The organism is Comamonas jiangduensis, assembly GCF_030162955.1.
Taxonomy (GTDB): domain Bacteria; phylum Pseudomonadota; class Gammaproteobacteria; order Burkholderiales; family Burkholderiaceae_C; genus Comamonas; species Comamonas jiangduensis.
This window is the reverse complement of record NZ_JARXOV010000009.1, coordinates 103,185-125,852: the sequence shown is the minus strand read 5'-3', so window position 1 is coordinate 125,852 and position 22,668 is coordinate 103,185. Positions and strand designations below refer to the sequence as shown.

General features: G+C 59.4%; 22 protein-coding genes. 7 read left to right on the top strand and 15 right to left on the bottom strand.

The features are described from left to right. Positions 1–174 precede the first annotated feature (174 nt). From gdhA to QEP12_RS09260, 4 genes are all read right to left on the bottom strand, one after another. Positions 175–1,521, bottom strand: coding sequence for an NADP-specific glutamate dehydrogenase (gene gdhA / locus QEP12_RS09275; RefSeq protein ID WP_284214061.1), 1,347 nt, complete (start codon positions 1,519–1,521; stop codon positions 175–177). Positions 1,522–2,101: 580 nt separating this feature from the next. Then, complete coding sequence (locus tag QEP12_RS09270; protein ID WP_219164036.1) at positions 2,102–2,908, bottom strand: MurR/RpiR family transcriptional regulator; 807 nt, start codon at positions 2,906–2,908, stop codon at positions 2,102–2,104. 64 nt (positions 2,909–2,972) lie between these two features. Continuing rightward, entirely contained in the window at positions 2,973–4,961 is a 1,989-nt protein-coding gene (gene mutL / locus QEP12_RS09265; protein WP_284214060.1) for a DNA mismatch repair endonuclease MutL, read from the bottom strand. Between the two features lie 56 nt (positions 4,962–5,017). After that, positions 5,018–5,281 (bottom strand): YMGG-like glycine zipper-containing protein, encoded by a 264-nt coding sequence (locus QEP12_RS09260; protein ID WP_284214059.1) that lies wholly within the window; start codon positions 5,279–5,281, stop codon positions 5,018–5,020. 272 nt (positions 5,282–5,553) lie between these two features. On the opposite strand from QEP12_RS09260, the gene QEP12_RS09255 reads away from it, so the two are divergent. Beyond that, on the top strand, positions 5,554–6,201 hold the full coding sequence (locus QEP12_RS09255) for a DedA family protein (protein ID WP_284214058.1): 648 nt from the start codon (positions 5,554–5,556) through the stop codon (positions 6,199–6,201). 94 nt (positions 6,202–6,295) lie between these two features. Here the strand turns inward: QEP12_RS09255 and QEP12_RS09250 are convergent, their stop codons facing one another. From QEP12_RS09250 to tsaE, 3 genes are all read right to left on the bottom strand, one after another. Continuing rightward, positions 6,296–6,514 (bottom strand): YMGG-like glycine zipper-containing protein, encoded by a 219-nt coding sequence (locus QEP12_RS09250; RefSeq protein WP_284214057.1) that lies wholly within the window; start codon positions 6,512–6,514, stop codon positions 6,296–6,298. 139 nt (positions 6,515–6,653) lie between these two features. Continuing rightward, on the bottom strand, positions 6,654–8,123 hold the full coding sequence (locus QEP12_RS09245) for an N-acetylmuramoyl-L-alanine amidase (protein ID WP_284214056.1): 1,470 nt from the start codon (positions 8,121–8,123) through the stop codon (positions 6,654–6,656). Beyond that, positions 8,120–8,632 carry a tRNA (adenosine(37)-N6)-threonylcarbamoyltransferase complex ATPase subunit type 1 TsaE gene (gene tsaE / locus QEP12_RS09240; protein WP_174863714.1) on the bottom strand — a complete coding sequence of 171 codons (513 nt, stop codon included), beginning with the start codon at positions 8,630–8,632 and terminating at the stop codon, positions 8,120–8,122. Before tsaE ends, QEP12_RS09245 begins: the two co-directional genes overlap by 4 nt. Positions 8,633–8,644: 12 nt before the next feature. On the opposite strand from tsaE, the gene queG reads away from it, so the two are divergent. Continuing rightward, positions 8,645–9,703: a tRNA epoxyqueuosine(34) reductase QueG gene (queG, locus tag QEP12_RS09235; protein ID WP_284214053.1), complete on the top strand. Its 1,059-nt coding sequence runs from the start codon at positions 8,645–8,647 to the stop codon at positions 9,701–9,703. A gap of 121 nt (positions 9,704–9,824) precedes the next feature. Here queG and QEP12_RS09230 read toward each other — a convergent pair whose 3' ends face one another. Further along, positions 9,825–10,730: an AEC family transporter gene (locus tag QEP12_RS09230; RefSeq protein WP_313601949.1), complete on the bottom strand. Its 906-nt coding sequence runs from the start codon at positions 10,728–10,730 to the stop codon at positions 9,825–9,827. A gap of 203 nt (positions 10,731–10,933) precedes the next feature. On the opposite strand from QEP12_RS09230, the gene QEP12_RS09225 reads away from it, so the two are divergent. The 3 genes from QEP12_RS09225 to QEP12_RS09215 all read left to right on the top strand — a co-directional run bounded on the left by QEP12_RS09225 (position 10,934) and on the right by QEP12_RS09215 (position 13,936). Next, complete coding sequence (locus tag QEP12_RS09225; RefSeq protein WP_219164045.1) at positions 10,934–11,896, top strand: tripartite tricarboxylate transporter substrate binding protein BugE; 963 nt, start codon at positions 10,934–10,936, stop codon at positions 11,894–11,896. Between the two features lie 68 nt (positions 11,897–11,964). After that, entirely contained in the window at positions 11,965–12,879 is a 915-nt protein-coding gene (xerD, locus tag QEP12_RS09220; protein ID WP_174863710.1) for a site-specific tyrosine recombinase XerD, read from the top strand. Between the two features lie 73 nt (positions 12,880–12,952). Continuing rightward, positions 12,953–13,936 (top strand): Bug family tripartite tricarboxylate transporter substrate binding protein, encoded by a 984-nt coding sequence (locus QEP12_RS09215; protein ID WP_174863708.1) that lies wholly within the window; start codon positions 12,953–12,955, stop codon positions 13,934–13,936. A 66-nt stretch (positions 13,937–14,002) separates the two neighbouring features. Here the strand turns inward: QEP12_RS09215 and QEP12_RS09210 are convergent, their stop codons facing one another. The 3 genes from QEP12_RS09210 to QEP12_RS09200 all read right to left on the bottom strand — a co-directional run bounded on the left by QEP12_RS09210 (position 14,003) and on the right by QEP12_RS09200 (position 17,515). After that, positions 14,003–15,277 carry an EAL and HDOD domain-containing protein gene (locus tag QEP12_RS09210; RefSeq protein ID WP_284214052.1) on the bottom strand — a complete coding sequence of 425 codons (1,275 nt, stop codon included), beginning with the start codon at positions 15,275–15,277 and terminating at the stop codon, positions 14,003–14,005. Between the two features lie 126 nt (positions 15,278–15,403). Beyond that, positions 15,404–16,666 carry an EAL and HDOD domain-containing protein gene (locus QEP12_RS09205; RefSeq protein WP_284214051.1) on the bottom strand — a complete coding sequence of 421 codons (1,263 nt, stop codon included), beginning with the start codon at positions 16,664–16,666 and terminating at the stop codon, positions 15,404–15,406. Between the two features lie 48 nt (positions 16,667–16,714). Beyond that, on the bottom strand, positions 16,715–17,515 hold the full coding sequence (locus tag QEP12_RS09200; RefSeq protein WP_284214050.1) for a ferritin-like domain-containing protein: 801 nt from the start codon (positions 17,513–17,515) through the stop codon (positions 16,715–16,717). 45 nt (positions 17,516–17,560) lie between these two features. Here QEP12_RS09200 and QEP12_RS09195 point away from each other — a divergent pair, with 45 nt between their 5' ends. Continuing rightward, positions 17,561–18,085 (top strand): gamma carbonic anhydrase family protein, encoded by a 525-nt coding sequence (locus tag QEP12_RS09195; protein WP_174862489.1) that lies wholly within the window; start codon positions 17,561–17,563, stop codon positions 18,083–18,085. Positions 18,086–18,125: 40 nt separating this feature from the next. Next, positions 18,126–19,118, top strand: a complete 993-nt coding sequence (gene hslO / locus QEP12_RS09190; protein ID WP_174862490.1) for an Hsp33 family molecular chaperone HslO — start codon at positions 18,126–18,128, stop codon at positions 19,116–19,118. 138 nt (positions 19,119–19,256) lie between these two features. Here hslO and QEP12_RS09185 read toward each other — a convergent pair whose 3' ends face one another. The 4 genes from QEP12_RS09185 to kdsA form a co-directional block, all read right to left on the bottom strand. Next, positions 19,257–19,715, bottom strand: a complete 459-nt coding sequence (locus tag QEP12_RS09185) for a hypothetical protein (RefSeq protein ID WP_174862491.1) — start codon at positions 19,713–19,715, stop codon at positions 19,257–19,259. A 146-nt stretch (positions 19,716–19,861) separates the two neighbouring features. Next, positions 19,862–20,140 carry an FtsB family cell division protein gene (locus QEP12_RS09180; RefSeq protein ID WP_219164054.1) on the bottom strand — a complete coding sequence of 93 codons (279 nt, stop codon included), beginning with the start codon at positions 20,138–20,140 and terminating at the stop codon, positions 19,862–19,864. Between the two features lie 65 nt (positions 20,141–20,205). Next, the gene (gene eno, locus QEP12_RS09175; RefSeq protein ID WP_174862493.1) at positions 20,206–21,492 is read right to left on the bottom strand and encodes a phosphopyruvate hydratase; all 1,287 of its coding nucleotides are present in this window, start codon (positions 21,490–21,492) and stop codon (positions 20,206–20,208) included. A 209-nt stretch (positions 21,493–21,701) separates the two neighbouring features. Then, on the bottom strand, positions 21,702–22,559 hold the full coding sequence (kdsA, locus tag QEP12_RS09170; RefSeq protein ID WP_154164510.1) for a 3-deoxy-8-phosphooctulonate synthase: 858 nt from the start codon (positions 22,557–22,559) through the stop codon (positions 21,702–21,704). Between the last annotated feature and the right edge of the window lie 109 nt (positions 22,560–22,668).

The following is a 22,668-nucleotide window of genomic DNA, read 5'->3' as shown; positions in this document are numbered from 1 at the left end:
CTAGCGGCCCGGCGTTCACCTTTGCTGGCGCTAGGACATTGGGAGCGCTTGGCGCTTGCTGCACAAGCACTAGAGGCTGTTTTTGCTATTGGTGTGCGGCAGCCGCTGCGGCCACAAAAAAAGGAACCCGAAGGTTCCTTTTTTCTGTACTTGGGAAGGAAGCGCTGGCGTCGCTTAGATCACGCCTTGCGCCTGCATGGCTTCTGCCACCTTCACAAAGCCGGCCACGTTAGCGCCGTCGATGTAGCTCACCGAGCCGTCGGCGCGCTTGCCGTACTTCAGGCAGGCGGCGTGGATGCCTTGCATGATTTGCAGCAAGCGGGCGTCCACTTCTTCGGCGGTCCAGCTCAGGCGGCCTGCGTTTTGCGACATTTCCAGGCCGGAGGTGGCTACGCCACCCGCATTCGATGCCTTGCCGGGCGCATACAGCACGCCGGCGGCTTCGAAGGCCTTGGCCGCTTCAATGGTGGAGGGCATGTTGGCGCCTTCGGCCACGCAGACCACACCGTTGGCGATCAGTGCCTTGGCATCGGCCAGATCCAGTTCGTTTTGGGTGGCGCAAGGCAGGGCCACGTCGACCTTGATGTTCCAAGGGCGCACACCGGCAAAGAATTCCACGCCGGGCACTTGGGCGGCGTAGTCGTTGACGCGGCCGTACTTGTTGTTCTTGATGTCCATCAGGATGGCCAGCTTCTCGGCGGTGAAACCGTCCTTGTCGTACACAGTGCCGGAAGAGTCGGACACGGTCACCACCTTGGCGCCCAGCTGCATGGCTTTTTCCACGGCGTATTGCGCCACGTTGCCCGAGCCAGAGACGGACACGGTCTTGCCGGCCATCGACTGGCCGCGTGTGGCCAGCATTTCTTGGGCGAAGTACACCGTGCCGTAGCCGGTGGCTTCAGGGCGAATCAGCGAGCCGCCGAAAGTCAGGCCCTTGCCGGTGAACACGCAAGCGGCGCTGTTGGACAGCTTTTTGTACATGCCGGCCATAAAGCCCACTTCGCGGCCACCTACGCCGATGTCGCCTGCAGGCACGTCGGTGTCAGGGCCCACGTGGCGGTACAGCTCGGTCACGAAGGCCTGGCAAAAGCGCATGACTTCCGCCGAGCTCTTGCCCTTGGGGTCGAAGTCCGAGCCGCCCTTGCCGCCGCCCATGGGCAGTGTGGTCAGCGCGTTCTTGAAGGTTTGCTCAAACGCCAGGAACTTCAGCACCGACTGGTTCACCGAGGGGTGGAAGCGAATGCCGCCCTTGAAGGGGCCAATGGCCATGCTGTGCTGGATGCGAAAGCCCCGGTTCACTTGCACCTGGCCCTTGTCATCCATCCAGCTGACGCGGAATTGGATGATGCGCTCAGGCTCGACCAGGCGCTCCAGCAAGGCGTTGTCGGCGTACTTGGGATTCTTTTCAATGAAGGGCCACAGCGACTCCATCACTTCTGTGACGGCTTGCAGGAATTCAGGTTGACCGGGGTTGCGGGCAGCAACGTCTTGCAGGAATTGGTCGAGGTTGGCGTACTTCATGAGGGTCAGTCTTTCAAGGGCACAAAACAAAAGCGCCGCAGCGCACGTTGAAAATTATGCCAAAAATGTATGCCTATATGCACCATATCGAGCATGACTTGTATAAGTTTGGTGCATAACTGTCTGAATTTGGTGCTTGCCTGCACCAAGTTGAAGAATGTAAAAAGTGTCTTGCTCGTTGATTTATATGAATTTTTTGTGACGATGTGCCTGATGGGGCACAGCCATCGTGGGGCGGCATCGCGGAATTCGATGCTGGCAGTTTTTTTTGACGATGTGGCGTGGTGTGCGCAGTTGCTCTGTTAATGGAAGCTGCTAGCGCGCGTGAATGCTTGGCTTCTAAGAGAAATGCATCGCAAAGCACCATTCCATAGGCGCGGGCAGCTATGAATTCATGGTTGTGCGTTCATGCCAAGGCGCAAACCCTGCCTAGGAGGTGGCGTGCCGTGTCTGCAGAAAGGCAGGTGGCATCCAGCGTTGCGCAGGCTTGCTGGGGCGACGCTGGCTGCGCAGTCACACCAAAGAAAAAAGCCTGTTTTCGTGAAAACAGGCTTGCAGGGGAGAAGGGGGCGGGCGCGGCTTAAATCAACTCGAACGGAATGGCGCCCCACTGGATGGTGTGGGCCGCCAAGCCGTAGGCCAGCGCCTGGGCCGCGCTGGTGTCGCAGAGGTGGCGCACCTCCGCCGCGTGCGGCGTTGTGTGGCAGCGCAGCAGCCAGTCCGAGGGCGGTGCGTGGCTGGCGGTGTCGGTGATGCAGATCAGCTTGGCGCCCAGCTTGCGCGCGCGCTCGCCCAGTTCGGCCATGTCGGCGCGGATGCCGCCCAGCGCAAACAGCACCACCATGTCGCGCGGGGCAATGCGGGCCAGCACGTCTTCGATGGTTTCGCCGGCGGCGGGTGCGCCATAGATGGGCTTGTCCAAACCGCTCATCAGATGCCCGCGCAGCGAACGCGCCAGCATGTGGTTGTGCTGCAAGCCCACGCAGAAGATGGCGGGTGCCTGGTGCAGGGCCGAGGCCATGGCGTCCATGGTGCTGGCCGGAATCTGCGCCAGCGTGGCGGTCAGGTTGTCTTGCAACTGCTGCCACAAGAGTGCGCAGTTGGGCGCGCTGGGGGAGATGTTGACGTCCGCCATGGGCAGCTGCAGGCCGTTGGTGGAGGCCTCCAGGCGTGCGGTGCGGCGCGCTTCTTCGTAGCTGTCGTAGCCCAGGCGGCGGATAAAGCGCGTGACGGTGGCGTTGGAGACGCCGGTCAGCTGGGCCAGTTCGCTGGCGCTGTAGCCCGCCAAGTTGATGGGGTAGTCCAGCACCACCTGCGCGAGCTTGCGTTCGGTGGGCGAGAAACTATCGAGCGCAGCGCGCACGCGGGCAAAAAAGGGTACGGACATGGGGGCGGTGTGGGGGCGCAGGCCTTCAAGGCAAAAAGTAAAGCATGCTCAGTGTAGCCGCCGCTCAGCGCCCGCGCAGGAACAGCGCGTCCAGCTCTTTCAGGGTGAGCTGGCGCCAGGTGGGGCGGCCGTGGTTGCATTGGTCGGAGCGCTCGGTGGTTTCCATCTGGCGCAGCAAAGCGTTCATCTCGTCCAGCGTCAACCGGCGGTTGGCCCGCACTGCGCCGTGGCAGGCCATGGTGGCCAGGATTTCATTGCGCGCACGCTGAATCACACCGCTGGCGTCTTGCTGCTCCAACTCGGCCAGCACGCTGCGTGCCAGCTCCACCGCATCGCCTTGCGCCAAGGTCGAGGGCACGGCGCGCACGGCCAGGGTTTTGGGCGAGAACGGCGCAATCTCCAGCCCCAGCACGTGCAAGGTGTCCACATGGGCTTCGGCCGTGGCTACTTCCTGCGGCGTGGCGGCAAAGGTGGCTGGAATAAGCAGCGGCTGGCTGGCAATGGGCTGGTGGTTGCCCAGTTGCTCCTTCAAACGCTCATACACAATGCGCTCGTGCGCGGCGTGCATGTCCACAATCACCATGCCCTGGGCGTTCTCGGCCAGGATGTACACGCCATGCACCTGCGCAATCGCACGGCCCAGGGGCCAGGTGGTGGGCTCGTGGGTGGCAGGGGCAGGGCTGGCAGCCGCCAAATCAATTTCTGTAGCTGCTTGCGTAGGATTGGCGCTTGTTTGTGCGGTATTTGGCTCGAATGTTGATGCGGTGGCAGCGGCTGACGGGGTGGTGGCCTCGCGCATGGGGGCCCACAGGGCCTGCATGTCGTTGACCTTGTGGCCCGCCGTTTCCTGCAGTGGCATGGCGTACTGCAGTTGTGGCTTCATGGCAGGGCGTGGCGCGCTGACGCTGGGTTGCCAAGCCACCGGGCTGGCAACCGCAGTGCCACTGCCCGATGCCTCGGGCGCCAGCGCTGCGGGCGTGGAGGTTTCGGCGTGCGCCGCCAGCAAAGCCGCGCGCGGTGCAGCCAGCGCATCTTCCACGGTATGCTTGATGGCCTGGTGCACTTCGCGGCTGTCGCGAAAGCGCACTTCGATCTTGGTGGGGTGTACGTTCACATCCACGCGCGCGGGGTCGATTTCCATGTACAGCGCGTAAATGGGTTGCTTGTGGCCGTGCAGCACGTCTTCGTAGGCGCTTTTGGCGGCATGGGTCAGCACCTTGTCGCGCACAAAACGCTGGTTGACGTAGCAGTATTGCTGGTCGGGGCGGCTGCGCGCGGCATCGGGCAGGCCAGCGCGGCCATAGACGGTGATGCCGCTGGAGGCCGAAGTGCGCTGCACAGGGATGGAGTTGGCCACAAAGTCATCGCCCAGCACATCGGCCAAGCGGCGCGCCAGGGCGTCGTTTTTGTCGACCGAGCCATCCATGGGTACGGCGCGCCATTGCTCCACCAGCTTGCCGTCGTGCCAGATGGCAAAGCCCACATCGGGGCGGGCCAAGGCGTGGCGGCGCACGGATTCAATGCAGTGCGCCAGCTCGGTGGCATCGGTCTTTAAAAACTTGCGCCGTGCGGGGGTGCTGAAAAAAAGCTCTTTCACTTCCAGCGTGGTGCCGCGGTTGCGGGCGGCGGGGCGCAATTCCCCGCTGCGCGCTTCCAGAAGCCAGGCTTTGTCTTCGCCTTCCAGGCGCGAGAGGATGGCGGTTTCCGACACCGAGGCAATGGCGGCCAGCGCTTCGCCGCGAAACCCCATGGTGCCCACATGCTCCAGCTCATTCAAATCGCGGATTTTGCTGGTGGCATGGCGGCGCAGGGCCACGGGTAGCTCTTCCCGGGGAATGCCGCAGCCATCGTCTTCCACACTGATCAGGCGCACGCCACCGGCCAGCAGGCGTACGGTGATCTGGCTGGCACCGGCATCCAAGGCGTTGTCCACCAGTTCGCGCACTACAGAAGCAGGGCGCTCTACCACCTCGCCAGCGGCAATCTGGCTGATGAGTTCATCCGGAAGGTCTTGAATGGCGCGGCGCTGCAGGGCGGGAGCTGAAGAAGTCATCAGCCCATTGTATGCAGCCTCATTGGGGGTGTTAGCGGCTGCTTCAGAAAACCAATTCAGCGGTGGCGATGATGGCGGTGACCGCGCGAGCCCCCATAGCCATCACTGTTTTGACCCATCTGGTTACCAATCAGCGCACCCGCAGCGGCGCCGCCCACGGTGCCTAAGGTGCTGCCAAAGACGGCATCGCCAAGCAAGCCACCGGCCACGGCGCCTACGCCGGTGCCAATTTGGGCATTGTTAGGGCGGTGGGCGCAACCACCCAATGTGAAAGTGGCCACCACAGCGGCGATCAAAAATGTGCTGCGAACTTTAGTCATGTGCACCTCCTTGCATGTAGTAATTCAAAAATCAGGCGTCACTGTGCCTGTGCCTGTGGCGGGTTTGGATGAACTTGGTGCAAAGTTCTAGCCTGTATTGCAAGTATTTGTAGCTCTGGTTTGCAGGCTGTTGCAGCAGATGTCGGAGTGTGTGCAAAACAGCGCGGCGACAGCCCCTGTTTGGCCTGCATGCGCTGTGCATGGGACTACATTAACGCTTTGTTTGGCTGCCGATCTGCCCCAGGCGCGGGTTGGCATTTGAGGGTGTGGTTGTGGACATCGTTTCGTTTTTGATCGACTTCATTGTGCATATCGATAAGCACTTGGAGGCATTGGTCGTGGCTTATGGCGCATGGGTTTACGCGCTGCTGTTTCTGATTATTTTTGTCGAAACCGGCTTGGTGGTGATGCCGTTTTTGCCGGGCGATTCGCTGCTGTTTATTGTGGGCGCGATGGCTGGCGTGGGCATGCTCAACTTTCCGCTAGCATGCGGCATTTTGCTGGTGGCCGCCATTTTGGGCGACCAGTGCAATTACTCCTTAGGGCGGATGGCAGGGCCCAAAGTCTTTCAGTGGGAAAACTCGCGCTGGTTCAACCGCGCAGCGTTCGACAAAGCCAATAGTTTTTATGAGCGTTATGGCGGCGTGACGGTTATCTTGGCGCGCTTCATGCCCTTTATTCGCACCTTTGTGCCCTTTGTGGCGGGTGTGGCCCACATGTCGCGCGGCAAGTTCAGCATGTTCAATGTGTCTGGCGCCGTTCTGTGGGTGTTGGGCATTGTGTCGGCAGGCTATTTCTTTGGGAACTTGCCGTGGGTGCGGGAGCACCTGGAAACCCTCATCTGGGCGTTGATTCTGATTCCGTGCGTGGTGGCGCTGTATGGAGGCTGGAAAACCGGACGGCAGCAGCCACAGTGCTAAGTCTCTGATGAGTGGGCGCAGTCATAAAAAATGCCGACTCAGGTCGGCATTTTTTATGGGTCAAAGCGACGGGCCATGAGGCACCGAGGCACGGTTATTTTTTGTCTTGGTTTTTGCCAATCTGGTTGCCGATGACGGCCCCGGCGGCCGCGCCGCCCAAGGTGCCCAAGGTACCTCCTATCACCGCATCACCCACAACACCGCCTGCCACGGCACCTACGCCGGTGCCCAATTGCTGGTTGTTGGCACAACCACTGAGCAAAGCGGTGGTGGCAACCAGGGCAAAAGCGATAGAAGTCAGGGACTTTTTCATCACACACTCCTTGGAATAAAAACACATTCAGAGTGTGGGGCCAGGGGCTCAAACACGGAGTCGGGGAGGTGAGCGCAGGGCTGTAGGTCAAAAGACCTCATCCCTGCATGTAGAGGCCAACCAGAGTGCAAGACGGCGTTTATACCGAGCGCGAGCGCGCCAGCGGTGGGTTCTTGGTGAAGTACTGGCGGATGCCGGTCATCATGGCGTCCGCCAGCTTGTTTTGGTAGGCGCTGCTGCGCAGTTTTTGCTCTTCCTCAGGGTTGCTGATGAACGCGGTCTCAATCAGCACGCTAGGAATGTCAGGGGCTTTGAGCACGGCAAAACCCGCTTGCTCCACGCGCGGCTTGTGCAGCTTGGCAAAGCTGCCAATGTGGGTCAGCAGTGAGGTGCCCAGTTTCAGGCTGTCATTGATTTGCGCCGTGGTACTCATGTCCAGCAGCATCTGCTGCACGGTTTTGTCCTGGCTGCGCACGTTGATGCCGCCCACCAGGTCGGCCTGATTTTCTTTGTCAGCCAGCCAGCGCGCAGCCGTGCTGGTGGCGCCTTTTTGGCTGAGTGCAAATACGCTGGCACCGGCGGCCGAGGGGCGGGTGAAGGCATCGGCGTGGATGCTGATGAACAAGTCAGCCTGCACGCGGCGCGCTTTTTGCACGCGCACGCCCAAAGGCACGAAATAGTCACCATCGCGCGTTAGGTAGGCCCGCATGGGGCTGCCGTTGATGGTGCTGCCATTGATGCGGTCGCGCAGCAATTTGGCAATCTTGAGCACCACATCTTTTTCGTAAGTGCCACTGGGGCCGATGGCGCCAGGGTCTTCACCGCCGTGGCCGGGGTCGAGTGCCACGATGATGATGCGGTCAGTTTTGCGCGACGTAGGCGCTGGGCTGGCTGTGACTGTGGTTTCGGGCGCTTTGGCGGCAGGCGGGGCTGGCGGCGGGGCAAGGGCGACTTTTTTATCGCCCGCAGCGGGTGTGGATGGCGTCGATGCACCGGGCGTGGCGCCTGCCCCGCTGTGCTTGGCAATCAAATCCCCCAAGGGGTCGTGGGACGCGACATGCTCCGCAGGCGGCGACAAAGCGGGCGGCAAGTTGGAGCTGGAGCCGGCATCGCGCAAGCGCTCTTGAATCAGCGCTTCCAGCGGATCGATGGCTTTGGACGGGTAGAGATCAAACACCAGCCTGTGCTGGTAGGCGGCCACAGGCTTGAGGGTAAAAACCTGCGGCACTGCCTCTTGTTTGAGGTCAATGACCAGACGCACCACATTCGGTGAGTTTTGCCCCACGCGGATGGCAGCAATATTGGGGTCATCGGGCCGTACTTTGGCGACCAGTTCTTTGAGTGCATTGTTGAGCTGCAGCCCCTCAATATCAACGGCCAAGCGTGGCGGTGAAGTGATCAGCGTTTGCTTGGCCACCAGCGGCACGTCGGACTCCAGGGTGACGCGCGAGTAATCTTCCGCAGGCCAGACGCGCACCGCCATGATGCTGGCGCCGAAGGCGATTTGGTGTTTGCCCGCCAGCAGCAGTGCCAGGCTACCTGCCTGAAGCAAGGTGCGGCGGTTAGGGCGGTAGGCGGTAAAGATAGAGTGCGCGGCGTCGTCGCTCATTGTGGCCAGTGCTGCAGCAAGCGCCGTCCACACGCTGTGCTGGTGCGCAGTGTGACGCGGCGTTGGGTTTCGTCGATTGCTTCAATATAAATAGCTAAGTCCGCTGGCGGTGTCAGCGAAGCAGCCTTTTCTGGCCATTCTGCCAGTTTCAACCCTTCGCTGGCAAAAATGTCACGAAAACCTGCATCTTCCCATTCACGCGGGTCGTCAAAGCGGTAGAAGTCAAAGTGCCAGATGTGCAGCGCAGGCACTTCGTGGGGCTCAACCACAGCATACGTAGGGCTTTTGATGCGACCTTGCACGCCCAAGCTGCGCAGCAAATGGCGCACGAAGGTGGTTTTGCCTGCGCCTAAATCGCCATGCAGGGTGATGAAGGCGTTGCGCACCTCGGGCAATGCGGCCAGTTGAGCGGCAAAAGCCGCAGTGGCCGCCTCGTCTTGCCAAGTCAGTACGCGCACCTCGGCGCTGGTGCTTTCTACAATTGCAGGGTTATGGTTTGCAGCAGTCAATTGGTTCCTTTGATGCAGGACTGGGCCCGCGAATTGGGATTTTCCCAAATTGGCGTGTCCGGCGTGGATTTGTCGTCTTGTGAGGACGGGCTGCTGCAATGGTTGCAAGCAGGCTTTCACGGCAGCATGGACTATATGGCGGCGCACGGCCTCAAGCGCGCGCGCCCGGCCGAACTGGTGCCCGGTACGGTGAGCGTGATTACCGCCCGCATGGATTATTTGCCGGCAGCCACCCCGGCAGACTGGCAGGCCGTGGAGTGGGCGCGCCTGGAGCGCCCGCAAGAGGCCATTATTTCGGTCTACGCCCGTGGGCGCGACTATCACAAGGTGCTGCGCAGCCGCCTGCAAAAACTGGCAGAGCGCATTGCGCAGGAGGTGGGGCCGCTCGGCCACCGCGCGTTCACCGATTCTGCCCCGGTGATGGAGGCTGAGCTGGCCCGTCGCAGCGGACAGGGCTGGCGGGGCAAGCACACGTTGGTGCTCAACCGTGATGCGGGTTCGACCTTTTTCCTGGGCGAGATTTATGTGGACATGGCGCTGCCAGAGACAGCGCCGGTGACTGCACACTGCGGCAGTTGCAGCAGCTGCATTGACGCCTGCCCCACGGGCGCTATCGTGGCACCCTACCGCGTAGATGCGCGCCGTTGCATCTCTTACCTGACCATTGAGCACGATGGGTCAATCCCGCTGGAGCTGCGCCCCCTGATGGCCAACCGCATTTATGGCTGTGACGACTGCCAGCTGGCCTGCCCATGGAACAAGTTTGCCCAGCGCAGCCCGCTGCCAGATTTTGATGTGCGCGGCGCCATGGTGGGCAGCACGCTGGTGCAGCTGTTCAGCTGGGACGAGGCCACGTTTTTGCGCTGTACCGAAGGCAGTCCTATCCGCCGCATTGGCCATGTGCGCTGGTTGCGCAATATTGCGGTGGCGCTGGGCAATGCGCTGCATGCCACAGGGTTGGGGGCGGACGAGCAACACGCCATCCGCAGCGCGCTGCAAGCCCGCGCGGCGCATGACAGCAGCGTGGTGCGCGAGCATGTGCAGTGGGCGCTGGCCCAAGGGAATGCTTAAAAAAGAGAGCGGCTTGCGCTTGATTTACGGAAACTTCAAGGTGTTATCTATTTGAAGTGCTTGAATAACCTGCGCTGCCAGCTATTTAATTTGATGTGGCAATCATCTGAGCCGCCACACCTCAAGGCAGCAAAGACAGTGCAAACGGCAGGCTGAATACGCCCAGCATGGTAGACAGCGTCACCAGCCCCGCCACATACGGGCCGTTGTAGCCCATGCGCGTCGCCAGCACATAGCAGGTGGAGGCCGTGGGCAAGGCAGAAAACAGCAGCAGGATCAAGGCTTGCTCACCTTGCAAACCAAACAGGTGAATGGCCCCCAGTGCGACCAAGGGCTGGATGGCATGGCGAATGCCCAGCACCCCCACACTCATGCGCTTGGCATGGGTCAACAGGCCCAGTTGCATGCCTGCGCCGGCCGACATCAGGCCCAAGGCAATCGACGCGGCGCCGATGCGCGCCACCGGCGGCTCCAGCCATGTGGGCATGCGAAAGCCCAGCAAGTTGGCTGTCAAGCCGCACACTGTGGCCACGATCAGCGGATTGCGCACCAGCTGGCCCCAAAAACTGTGCTGGCCCTCGCGCGTCATGGGCCACACCGCCGCAATGTTGAACATGGGCACGCAAAAACCAATCAGCACCGAAATAAAGAACAGGCCCTGCGCGCCAGCCAGCCGGTCCGCCAGTGCCAAGCCGATGAAGGAATTAAAGCGAAACGCCACCTGTGCGGCGCTGGCGTGGTCGCGGGCGCTGATGTGCCTGCGCACCCCGGGCCACCAGGGCAGGCTGTAGGCCAGTGCGATACCGACCAGGCCCGAGGTGAGACCGGCGGCAATCAGGCTGGAGGTGGCTGCCCAGTCCAGCGGGCTTTTGACAATTGAGTGAAACAGCAGCACCGGAAACAGCAGGTAGTACACCAGTGCTTCGACGCTTTGCCAGACCGGGCGGTTCAGCGGGCTGAAACGACAAAGCAAGTAGCCCAACACAATCAGGGCAAAGTCTGGAAAAAGGAGCTGGGCGTAGTTCACGGACGCAGAGATTACCCGCTTCTGGGAGGGCTGGGCCCTTGGAGCTTGCCCAATTTGGCACCGACGTGACAGCGCCTGCACTACTTGGGTGCTAAGGGAATTTACGGAGAAAAAATTGCTTTGGTGCAGCCCTGCATCAGCAGTCACTCAACTAGCATTGTTTTCCAAACACAAACTTACAAACTCCAAGGAGATCAGTCACTATGCATCGTCGTACCTGTATTGGGTTGGCACTGGCTTTGGTGGGTACCGCTGCCATGGCACAGGCTTACCCCACCAAGCCCATCAAGCTGTTGGTGCCTTTTGCGCCAGGTGGCACGACCGACATCATTGCTCGGGTCATAGCAGACCCCTTGAGCCGTGAGCTGGGCCAGCCCGTGATCGTGGAAAACAAGGGCGGCGGCGGCGGTGTGATTGGTGCGCTGGAGACTTCGCGTGCAGCGCCTGATGGCTACAACCTGGGGATTGCCACCGTGTCTTCCACGGCCACCAACCCCGCCATTAACCCCAAAATTCCCTACAACACATTGACGGACTTCACACCCATCATCAATGTGGCGGCCACGCCGAATGTGCTGGCCATCAACCCCAAATTCAGTAAGCCTGACTACGCCTCCTTTCTAGCCACTTTGAAGGCAGGGCAAGGCAAGTACGCCTATGCCTCATCAGGCACCGGTGGTATTCAGCACATGCTGATGGAGTTGTACAAAAACCTGACGGGCACGTTCATCACCCACATTCCGTACCGTGGTGCGGGCCCCGCGCTGAATGACACGGTGGCAGGGCAAGTGCCCATCATTTTGGATAACTTGCCTTCGGCGCTGCCCTTTATCAAAGACAAGCGCTTGGTGGCGATCGCCGTGGCAGCGCCCGAGCGCCTGGAGGTACTGCCCGATGTGCCCACTTTCAAGGAAGTCGGGCTGGAGCCTGTGAATCGCATGGCCTTCTACGGCATTTTGGGCCCCAAGGGCATGCAAAAAGACGTGGTGGACAAGATCAATGCAGCCGTGAAAAAGGTGTTGCAAGATCCCGCCGTGCGCAAGCGCATTGCAGATACGGGGTCTTTGGTGATTGGGAACTCGCCCGAAGAGTTCGCTCAGCAAATCAAGGCAGAGTACGAGATTTACCGCAAAGTGGTGGTGGAGCAAAAGCTCACGCTGGAATAAAGCGGTGAGGTAAATAGCCCAAGGCGCTGCCCCGGAAGGTGCAGCGCTTTTTTCGCCACAATGCAGCCATGAATGATGCAGCGCTTCAAGCCAGTGTGACGGCGATTGATGACTTTATCGAGGCCTTGTTTTTGGAAGACGGCTTGTCTGCCAATACCTTGCAAGCGTATCGGCGCGATGTGATGGCCTGTGCGCAGTTTTTGGCGCAGTCCCCGGGGGCGTGTTCTTTGCTGCAGGCGCAAGAGCAGGATTTGCAGGCATTTCTTCAACAGCGCCATGCGCTGGGTGTGAAGGCGGTCTCCAGCAATCGGGGGCTGAGTGTGCTGCGACGTTTTTTCCACTGGGCTTTGCGTGAAAGTCGGCGCCAGGATGACCCCACCTTGCGCTTGCTGGCGGCCAAACGCCCTTTGCGGGTGCCCCATACCCTGACCCAGGAGCAGGTAGAGCCGCTGTTGCAAGCGCCCGATGACGCCACGCCTTTGGGGCTGCGCGACCGGGCAATGCTGGAGTTGATGTATGCCAGTGGCCTGCGCGTGAGTGAGCTGGTGGGGTTGCAGGTGCATCACGTGGATCTGAATGCCGCCGTATTGCGCACGGAAGGCAAGGGGCGCAAAGAGCGGTTGGTGCCATTTGGGCAGGAGGCGCAGTGGTGGCTGCAACGTTTTTTGCAGCAAGCCCGGCAAGAAATTCTGGGCAGGCGGACCTCAAGTGATTTATTCGTCACTCAGCGTGGCGGTGCCATGACGCGGGTGATGTTTTGGATGCTGGTGAAAAAGTATGCGCAGCTGGCGGGTATCACCGCGCCTTTATCGCCCCATACCTTGCGCCATGCTTTTGCAACGCATCTGCTCAACCATGGCGCCGACTTGCGCGTGGTGCAGATGCTGCTGGGGCATGCAGATATTTCCACCACTACCATCTATACCCATGTAGCCAGAGAGCGGCTGCAACGGCTGCATGCGCAGCACCATCCTCGTGGATAAGAAGTACTGATGCGTGTTAAGTGAAATTAATTCTGAGGCAAAATATCTTTTTATTTGTCAACCCGGATTAACGATGATGAATGCCGTGCGGCGAGGTTTGGTGGCTGCTGCGTTGTTATCAACAGCAGCGCCTTTGGTTTCTTGGGCAGATACGGCGCAGTGGCCGAACAAGCCCATTCGCATAGTGGTGTCCTACCCGGGTGGGGGTGTGAGTGACGTGGTGGCCCGTGCTTTGGGTGAAAAGCTCACGGTGCAACTGGCGACCCCTATCGTGGTGGAAAACAAAGCGGGTGCAGGCGGTGCAATCGGTTTGGATACGGTGGCTAAATCGGCCCCCGATGGCTACACGATTGGTTTTTCGGCCATCAGTCCCGTAGCTCTGAATCCGCATTTGGGTGCAGTGCCTTTCGATCCGCAAAAGGACTTGGTTCCTGTGGTGAGCGTGATGTACTCGCCGGTATTGATTTTGGCGACCACTGCCGAGCAATCACCAAACTTCAAGGAATTGCTGTCGCAAGCCAAGCGTAGCCCTGGGACTGTGCGCTGGGCGACGGCAGGGTTGGCCTCTTTGGGACATATCGTTTTGGAGCAAGTGAAGTACACCGCCAAGGTGGATATCACGCACATTCCTTACAAGGGCGGCGGGCAGCAGCTTAACGATGCCTTGGGTGCGCAGTATGAGGTGCTCTCCACCAATGCGGGCCCTACGGTCATGCAGCATATTCAGGCTGGCAAGCTCAAGCCGCTGGCTGTGGGAGCGCCTCAGCGCTTGGAGTCATTGCCCGAAGTGCCTACGCTGGCAGAACTGGGCTTCTCAGAAGCGAACTCGACATCCTTGTTCGGTATTTTTGCGCCAGCGAATGTGCCCGCTGCAGTGCTTCAGCGCTTGAATCAAGAGTTCAACAAGGCGTTGGCCAGCCCCGATATCCAGGCCAAGCTCAAGGCTTCTGACAATGTGCCAACGGGCGGCGATGCCAAGTCTTTTGCGCGCCAAATTGCCCAAGAATCAGCAAACAATGCCCGGATTGTGAAGGCCGCGAATTTGCACACCAAGTAAAGCTGGGGTGCATGAGCTCAAAGGAAGCCCCACCAAGGGCTTTCTTTGAACTGGGCGGAGCGCTCTCTAATCGCTGAGGGTGTCTGCCCAAGCCAGAGCTTGCAAGTGTGCCCAGTTCACTTGGTGGTTGGACAGGTGCAAGGCCTCCGAGTTGCGCGCAAAAGCTTCTTCGTCTCCGCTTTCGCAGGCAAGCACCAGATCGAGGAAGGGCGCATACACGCCGGTTCTGTGGAGCAGCGCGTCGACCACAGGCTGGGGCAAGGCGATGGAATTGAGGGCTTGGTCCATAGGGATGCCCAAAATGGTGTCCAGCAAAGAAAACACCCCGACAACGAAAGCGTTGTCTGCTTCTTCCGCTGGCAGCAGCTCAGAGGCTAGCAGTTCCATGAGCCTGCCTCGGACCACCGCAGTTTGGCCCACGGCGGGTGCACTGCCGCCTGTGCGCGATGTGGTCATGAGCAATGCGGCCCAGCGGAACAGCTTCTTAAGACCAAGAATCATCACCGCATGGCGGAACGAGGTGATTTCGCAGGACAGACCAAACCCCGAGGAATTGATGAAGCGCAGCAAGTTAAAGGACAGGGTTGGGTCCTTTTTCAGTAGATCTTCAATCTCTGCCGTGCTGCTTTGGTTGCGCACCAGATTGATCAACTGCAGGATGATGGCTTGCGATGGGCGCACCGTGCGCGTGTGTACCAAGTCTGGTGTAGCGAACCAAAAGCCTTGAAACAGCTTGACTCCCAGTTCGTGCATATGTTCGAACTGGACTTGTGTTTCGACTTTTTCTGCCACGATTTGCGCCGTGGTGTGTGTGCGCGCAAATTTGACGAGAGCTTGTGCGTTTTCCAGCGGGAAAGTCAGCATGTCGAGCTTGATAAAGCTCGCCATGGGGAGCCAGTTGACATAAGCACGGCGCAGCAAATTCTGGTCAAAGGCCAAGCGAAAGCCTCGCTGGCGCAGACCTTCAAACAACGGAATGGCAGCCGCGATTTCTGCGGCACTGGCCTCTTCACCCAGCGTGGGAATTTCTAAAATCACCTTGTCTGGGTGAATCAACTCCAGGTGACCGCCGCGCAGGCTTTCATGGGTGCAGTTGATGAACACCAGTTTGCGCCCGACCAAGGCTTCGTTGCCCGCGTAGGAAAGCGCATTGAACAGCATGGCTGCATCGCTGGCGGCAGTATGGGCATTGCTGGCGGTGGAGCGGTCAAACAACTCATAGCCAAAAACTTCACGGCGTTCGTTCACGATGGCTTGGCGGCCAATCATGGACACAGAATCGTCGGTGATGCCAGCGGGCAAGCTGGGCGTTAAGGCAGGTGTGTTGTTCACAGAATTCATAGGGCGTTACACGATACAGGGCAGCTTAGCCTGTAAATGTAGCTCTTTGCATATGAAGCAAGCAAATGTGTTTGCTGACGGACACAGTTATCCGCATGTTGGCAGCGTGCGCATCTGCTGCGCGTACTACTGGGTGATTTGCTCACACCACGCCAGCGCTTGCAGGTGTGCCCAATTGATTTGCTGACTGGTGAGCTTCAATGCAGAGGCGGCTTGGTCAAACGCTTCGTCATTGCTGCTTTCGCAGGCTTCCGCTAAACGCAAGAGATCACCAAAAACACCCTCATGCGAGAGCAGGGCTTGGCGCACCGCATCTGGCACATTGATCAGATGCAGCGCATCTTGCAAGGGGATGCTGAGCATGACATCCAGCAAAGAGAAAATGCCCACCACGAAGGCCTGCTCAGCGTCCTCCTCGCTCATGAATTCCAGGGCCAGCAACTCCATCAAGCGGCCCCGAATCACCGCTGTGTGGCCCACGATTGGGCTGGTGTTGCCGTATTTGGAGGCGGTAAGCAGCAGCGCTGCCCAGCGGAAGAGCTTTTTCAAGCCCATGATCATCACCGCTTGCCGGAATGAAGTGATCTCTCGTGCGTTGCTAAAGCCTGCGGAGTTGATCAGACGCATCAGATTGAAGGCCAAGCCTGCGTCTTTCTTGAGCACTTCTTCAATAGCGTCCGTACTCGCTTGGCGACGCAGCAGGTTGATGAGCTGAATAATGCTGACCTGGTTGGGGGCCAATAACTTGGCTTCCACCACCGCTGGACGAGAGAACCAGTAACCCTGGAACAGAGAAACGCCAATGCTTTTGAGTAAATCAAACTGTTCTTGCGTCTCTACCTTGGTGGCAATCAGCTGGGCTTTGCTCTGGCGTGCCGCGTAGCTAACCAGTACGACCAACTGCTCGGGGCGCAGTACGTTCAAGTCCAGCTTGATGTAGTCGGCCAAGGGCAACCACGCGTTGTAGGCCGATTCGAGAACGGTGTGGTTGAAAGAGAGCTTAAAACCACGCTCGCGCAGGGCGCGCAAGATGGGCAGCCGCGCTACGGTTTCAGACCCCGCCACATGGCCCAGAGGTTCTACTTCGAGGACAACCTTTTCTGGGTTGAGCAATTCCAGGTGTCCACCTGCCAAGCTTTCATGGGTGCTGTTCACAAATAGCAGCTTGGTGCCTACCAAGTCTTCACTGCCTGCATGCGACAGTGCGGTAAACAGCAAGAGCACGTCGGTCGCAGCGGTGTGTTCGTCCGGGGCGCGAGAGCGGTTGAACAGTTCGTATCCGATGACTGTCTTGTCAATGTCCACGATCGCCTGCCGTGCAATCATGGAAGAGCCACGAGGAGCTGCGACCGGCGGAGTGGTAGGCGAAGAGGCAGAAATAACGGACATGTCTTCAGGAAAAGCGTCAGGGAAATGTATGCAGCGGATGGCGGCGGTTCAATGTTGTTCCAACCAAGCAATTTCAGCTTCAGTGAATCCGGCAGCTTGACGAGCTTGGGTGTTGAAGGGAGGTCGAGGGCGAGGTGCCTCATACTGTTGCGTAAGCGCAGTGTAGTGCGAATGCGGTTCCAGATTATTGCGCTGGCATAAGAAACGATACCAATGGTTTCCGATTGCGACGTGACCCACTTCCTCGCGCAAGATAATGTCCAGCACATCCACGGCAGCCAAAGCATCGCTGGTGCCCACCTGGCGCAGCTTGGCTTGAATTTGCGGGGTGGCGTCCAGTCCGCGCGCTTCCATGGTGCGGGGCACCAAAGCCATGCGCGCTGTCACATCTTGTGCGGTTTTCTCACACATGGTCCACAGACCCTGGTGGGCAGGAAAGTCACCATAGTCATGGCCCTGTGCTTGCAGCCAGTTACGAATGAGCAGGAAATGTTTGCCCTCCTCACCTGCCACTTGCAGCCAGTCCAGGTAGTACGGTGGCGGCATGTCGTCAAAACGCCAGATTGCATCCAGCGCCAGGTTGATGGCGTTGAACTCAATGTGTGCAATCGCATGCATCAAGATGATCCGGCCTTCATGCGTGGCAGGCGAGCGGCGCGCCACTGCGGTGTGGTGCAGCAAGGCGGGTCGCTGTGGGTGGCCGGGTAACACGGTACCAGCGGGCAGCAGCGGTGCATGGGGCGCAATGCGCCACTGCGCAGCTTGCGCATGCATCTGCATGACGGCATCGGCTTTTTTAAAAGGGTCACAAAGGCACAAAACCTCAAGGGCGCGTTGTCGTAGCTCCATACCTACAATTGTATTTTCCTGACAGCACTATAAAGAGGAGACAAGATGGCTGTGTACGCATTGGATGGTGTGGAACCTCAAATCGCCGAAAGTGCCTGGGTGGCGGACAGTGCCCAGGTGATGGGTGAGGTGCATTTGGGTGCTGATGCCAGTGTCTGGTTTGGCACCGTGGTGCGTGGCGATACATCGAGCATTACGATTGGTGAGGGCACCAATGTGCAGGATGCCAGTGTGCTGCACGCCGACTTGGGCATGCCTTTGGTCATTGGCCGACACGTGACAGTCGGGCATCAAGTCATGCTGCATGGGTGCACGATTGGTGATGAGAGTCTGATTGGCATTGGTGCCATTGTGCTGAACGGGGCGAAAATTGGAAAAAACTGTTTGGTGGGGGCTGGTGCATTGGTGACCGAAGGCAAAGAGTTTCCGGATGGATCCATGATCATCGGAAGCCCTGCCCGGGTCGTCAAACAGCTCACCGCTGAGCAAATGCAGGGTCTGCGCCAAAGCGCGCAGCACTATATTGATAACGCGCGCCGCTTTAGGGTGGGCCTGCGCAAACTGGGCTGATGCCCGGGTTTTAGCAATCACTGATTGGGATACACACAGCGTGTCTGAACTCCATAAATTCCTCTTCGATGGCCTGCCTGTGCGCGGCATGATCGTGCGCCTGACCGATGCCTGGAAAGACATCCTCCAGCGCCGTGCCAGCAACACCGACACGGGGGCTTACCCCGCAGCGGTGCGTGAGTTGCTGGGCGAGATGACGGCGGCCAGCGTGCTGATGCAGTCCAACATCAAGTTCAATGGCGCGCTGGTGTTTCAGATTTTTGGTGAAGGCCCGGTCAAGGTGGTGGTGGCTGAGGTGCAGTCCGACCTGGGTCTGCGCGCCACGGCGTCTGTGCATGGCGATGTGTCTGCTGGCGCCTCGCTGGCAGATCTGGTGAATGTCAATGGCGCAGGCCGCTGTGCCATCACGCTCGACCCCAAAGACCGTCTGCCCGGTCAGCAGGCATACCAAGGCGTGGTGCCGCTGAACAATGAAGAGGGCGAGCCCCTGGAGAAGATTTCGCAGGTGCTGCAGCACTACATGCGCCAGTCGGAACAGCTGGACACCTGCATCGTGCTGGCAGCCAATGATGAGGTGGCGGCGGGCCTGATGATTCAGCGCATGCCATTGAAGGGCCAAGACAACCTGGCGGGCGCCACGGAAAGCGCGCAAGACGAGAACGACCGCATGGGCGAGAACGAGGCGTACAACCGCATTGCTACGCTTGCATCCAGCCTCAAGCGCGATGAGCTGTTGTCCCTGGATGTGGACACCATCTTGCGTCGCCTGTTTTGGGAAGAAAAGCTGCTGCGCTTTGTGCCCCAAGACGGTGACAACGGGCCGCACTTTGCCTGCACCTGCAGCCGTGAGCGTGTGGAAGGCATGCTGCGCAATCTGGGTCAGCAAGAGGTGGAGCAGGTGGTGGCCGAGCAAGGCTGTGTGGAAGTGGGCTGCGATTACTGCGGTGTCCAGTACCGCTTTGATGCGGTGGATGCGGGTCAATTGTTTGCCGATATGCCCAGCCAAGCGCCAGGTTCTTCCTCGGTGCAATAAAGCTGCGCAGGGTCGTTCACCCAGCACGAGCCATTCATATTTGTATTGAAAAAGAGAGCTGTTAGCGCTTGTGCTTGCTAGCATTCAAAGTCTTTAGACTTTGAATGCCTTGCATAACCTGCGCTGGCAGCTCTCTTTTTATTGGTTGTGTTGAGGGTGTTGGGGTGCGCGGCGCAGCAAATGCTGAAACAGCGTTTGTTCACTGGATGCATCCAGGCACTCTCGGCAATTCCCATGTGGGCTGCTTGCGCCAGCAGCGACGGTTGGCTGGGGCTCTATCCAAGGTGCCAATTGCCCGGCCTGCTGGGCCGCGCTGCCGTACAGCATGTGGATGGTCAAGCCGTGCCCGCCTTGCACCATCAGCGCGCGCCAGTGCTGCTCGATCGCGGCGGCTTGTTCGGCTTGCGGATGATCGGCGGGGGTGAGGGCCCAGAGTAGCAGTTGGCCGTGGGCATGGCTGCTGGGCCATTGCGTGCTGGGGTGCAGGCCGTGCAGTTGCACACCGGCCGAAGCGGCGGCATGCAATACCTGTGCGCAGTGGGCAGCACTGGCGCACAAGAGCACACGGAAAGGGGTGGATGTCGTCGTGGGGCGCATGGCACATCATGGGCCGCGAAGGGCGGCACAAACCTTTTATTGAGCGCCGCCTGTATCTGCCATCGCGGTGCCACTCTCGCCGTGTTGGGTCGTGGCCACGTGGGCTGCGCGATTGCACATCCGCGGTGCTATGCGCATGGAAAGCATCAGGGGCGCAAAATTTGCACGTAAATTTCGTTGGGCTTGACCATGCCCAGTTCGCTGCGTGCTTTTTCCTGCACGGTTTCTTTGCCTTCGCGCAGGTCGTTGACCTCCGACGTCAGGCGCTCGTTTTCTTTGCGGGCTGCATCGTTGGAGGCTTGCAGCTCATTGATCTGTGTACGCAGCTCGGCCACGCGGTCCATGCTGCCCGCACCCCACCACAACTGGGCGTGCGTGATGGCCAGCAGGCAAAGCAAAACAACGGTGACGATGCGAGAAACCATGACAGAGATTTAAAAAAACCGGGGCGGTGTGGCCCCGGTTTTTGTTCAAGGCAGCAGCCTAAAGATTAACGCAGGTTATAGAACGCGTCACGGCCAGGGTACACAGCCACTTCGCCCAGGTCTTCCTCGATGCGCAGCAACTGGTTGTACTTGGCAATACGGTCCGAGCGGCTCATGGAGCCGGTCTTGATTTGACCCGCATTCAGGCCCACGGCAATGTCAGCAATGGTGCTGTCTTCGGTTTCACCCGAGCGGTGCGAGATCACGGCGGTGTAACCGGCGCGCTTGGCCATTTCGATGGCAGCAAACGTTTCGGTCAGGGTGCCGATCTGGTTGATCTTGATCAGAATGGAATTGGCAATGCGCTTGTCGATGCCTTCCTTCAGGATCTTGGTGTTGGTCACGAAAAGATCGTCACCCACCAATTGCACCTTGGCGCCCAGGCGCTCGGTCAGAATCTTCCAGCCATCCCAGTCGCCTTCGTGCATGCCGTCTTCGATCGAGATGATGGGGTACTTGTCGCACCAGCCAGCCAGCATGTCGGTCCACTGGGTGGCGTTCAAGGTCATATTGCCTTCGCCCTTCAGGACATACATGCCTTCTTCGTAGAACTCGGAGGCTGCGCAGTCCAGGCCCAGAGCAATCTGCTCGCCCGCCTTGTAGCCAGCGGCTTCAATGGCTTCGAGGATCAGCTGAATCGCCGCTTCGTGGTTTTCCACGGAAGGGGCGAAACCGCCTTCGTCGCCCACGGCGGTGGACATGCCACGGTCGTTGATAATCTTCTTGAGCGCGTGGAACACTTCAGCGCCCCAGCGCACGGCTTCGCGGAAGGTAGGCGCGCCGACGGGGATGATCATGAACTCTTGCAGGTCCAGCGAGTTGTTCGCGTGGGCGCCACCGTTGATCACGTTCATCATGGGTACGGGCAGTTGCACGCCGCCCATGCCGCCAAAGTAGCGGTACAGGGGCAGGCCGGCTTCTTCAGCAGCAGCGCGGGCCACGGCCATCGATACGGCCAACATGGCGTTGGCACCCAGGCGGCTCTTGTTCTCGGTGCCGTCCAGGTCAATCATGGTCTTGTCCAGGAACGCTTGCTCAGCAGCGTCCAGACCAATCACAGCTTGTGCGATTTCGCCGTTGATGTTGTCCACGGCCTTGAGCACGCCCTTACCCAGGTAGCGGCTCTTGTCGCCGTCACGCAGCTCAATGGCTTCGCGCGAGCCCGTCGATGCGCCCGATGGCACGGCCGCACGGCCCATCACGCCAGATTCCAGCAGTACGTCGCACTCCACAGTGGGGTTGCCGCGGCTGTCCAGGACTTCACGTCCAACGATGTCAACGATTGCACTCATGGTGTTTTCCTTGAAGGTTTTTTAAAACAGGGTGCCGCTCAGACGTTGCGTGGTGTTGTGCTTGTTGGGGGCAATGTCTGGCATGCGAAAAATCGGAGCCTTGCGCTTGCAGATCCAGCCAGATGTGAAAAAAGCACACCCCTGGCGGGAGCGTGCTTTGTCGCTGTCTAAGCTGGTGTAGCAGGCGCGGTGCGCATCTTACGCAAACTTCAGGCCGAAAAGTGGTTTTCCAGGAAACCGTGGCGTTTGGTCACGTCGTCCAACGCCACCAAAGTCTCCAGCAAAGCCTTCATGTGCTTGAGCGGCACGGCATTGGGGCCATCGCTCAAGGCGTTGCAGGGGTCGGGGTGGGTTTCCATGAAAAGGCCCGCCACGCCCACGGCGACTGCGGCGCGCGACAGCACAGGCACCATCTCGCGCATGCCACCGCTGCTGGTGCCATTGCCGCCGGGCAGCTGCACGCTGTGCGTGGCGTCAAACACCACAGGGGCACCGGTCTCGCGCATGATGGCCAGCGAGCGCATGTCGCTGACTAGGTTGTTGTAGCCAAAGCTGGCACCGCGCTCGCAGGCGGTGAACATGTCGGGGTCCTGGCCCACTTCGATGGCGGCGGCGCGGGCTTTGTCGATGACATTTTTCATGTCATGCGGCGCCAGGAACTGGCCCTTCTTGATATTGACCGGCTTGCCGCACTGGGCCACGGCGCGGATGAAATCCGTCTGGCGGCACAGGAAGGCGGGGGTTTGCAGCATGTCGACCACCGATGCCACGTGGGGAATTTCTTCCACGGTGTGCACGTCGGTCAGCACGGGCACGCCAATTTCTTTGCGTACCTTGGCCAGAATTTCCAGCCCCTTTTCCATGCCGGGGCCGCGAAAGCTGGCGCCCGAGGAGCGGTTGGCCTTGTCAAAGCTGCTCTTGAACAGGAAGTTGATGCCCAGCGCGGAAGTGATTTCCTTGAGCTGGCCGGCCACGTCCATCTGCAACTGTTCGGACTCGACCACGCAGGGGCCGGCAATCAAGAAAAAGCGCTGGTCCAGACCAATGTCAAAGCCGCAGAGTTTCATGGTGTTTCCTTTTTGCATGCCCAGCATGCTTCAAAAATGAAAGCTGCTAGCGCTGGTGTTTCAATGACTTCAGATGCATTTGATGTCCAAGTCTTTGGTTTGCAAGCGC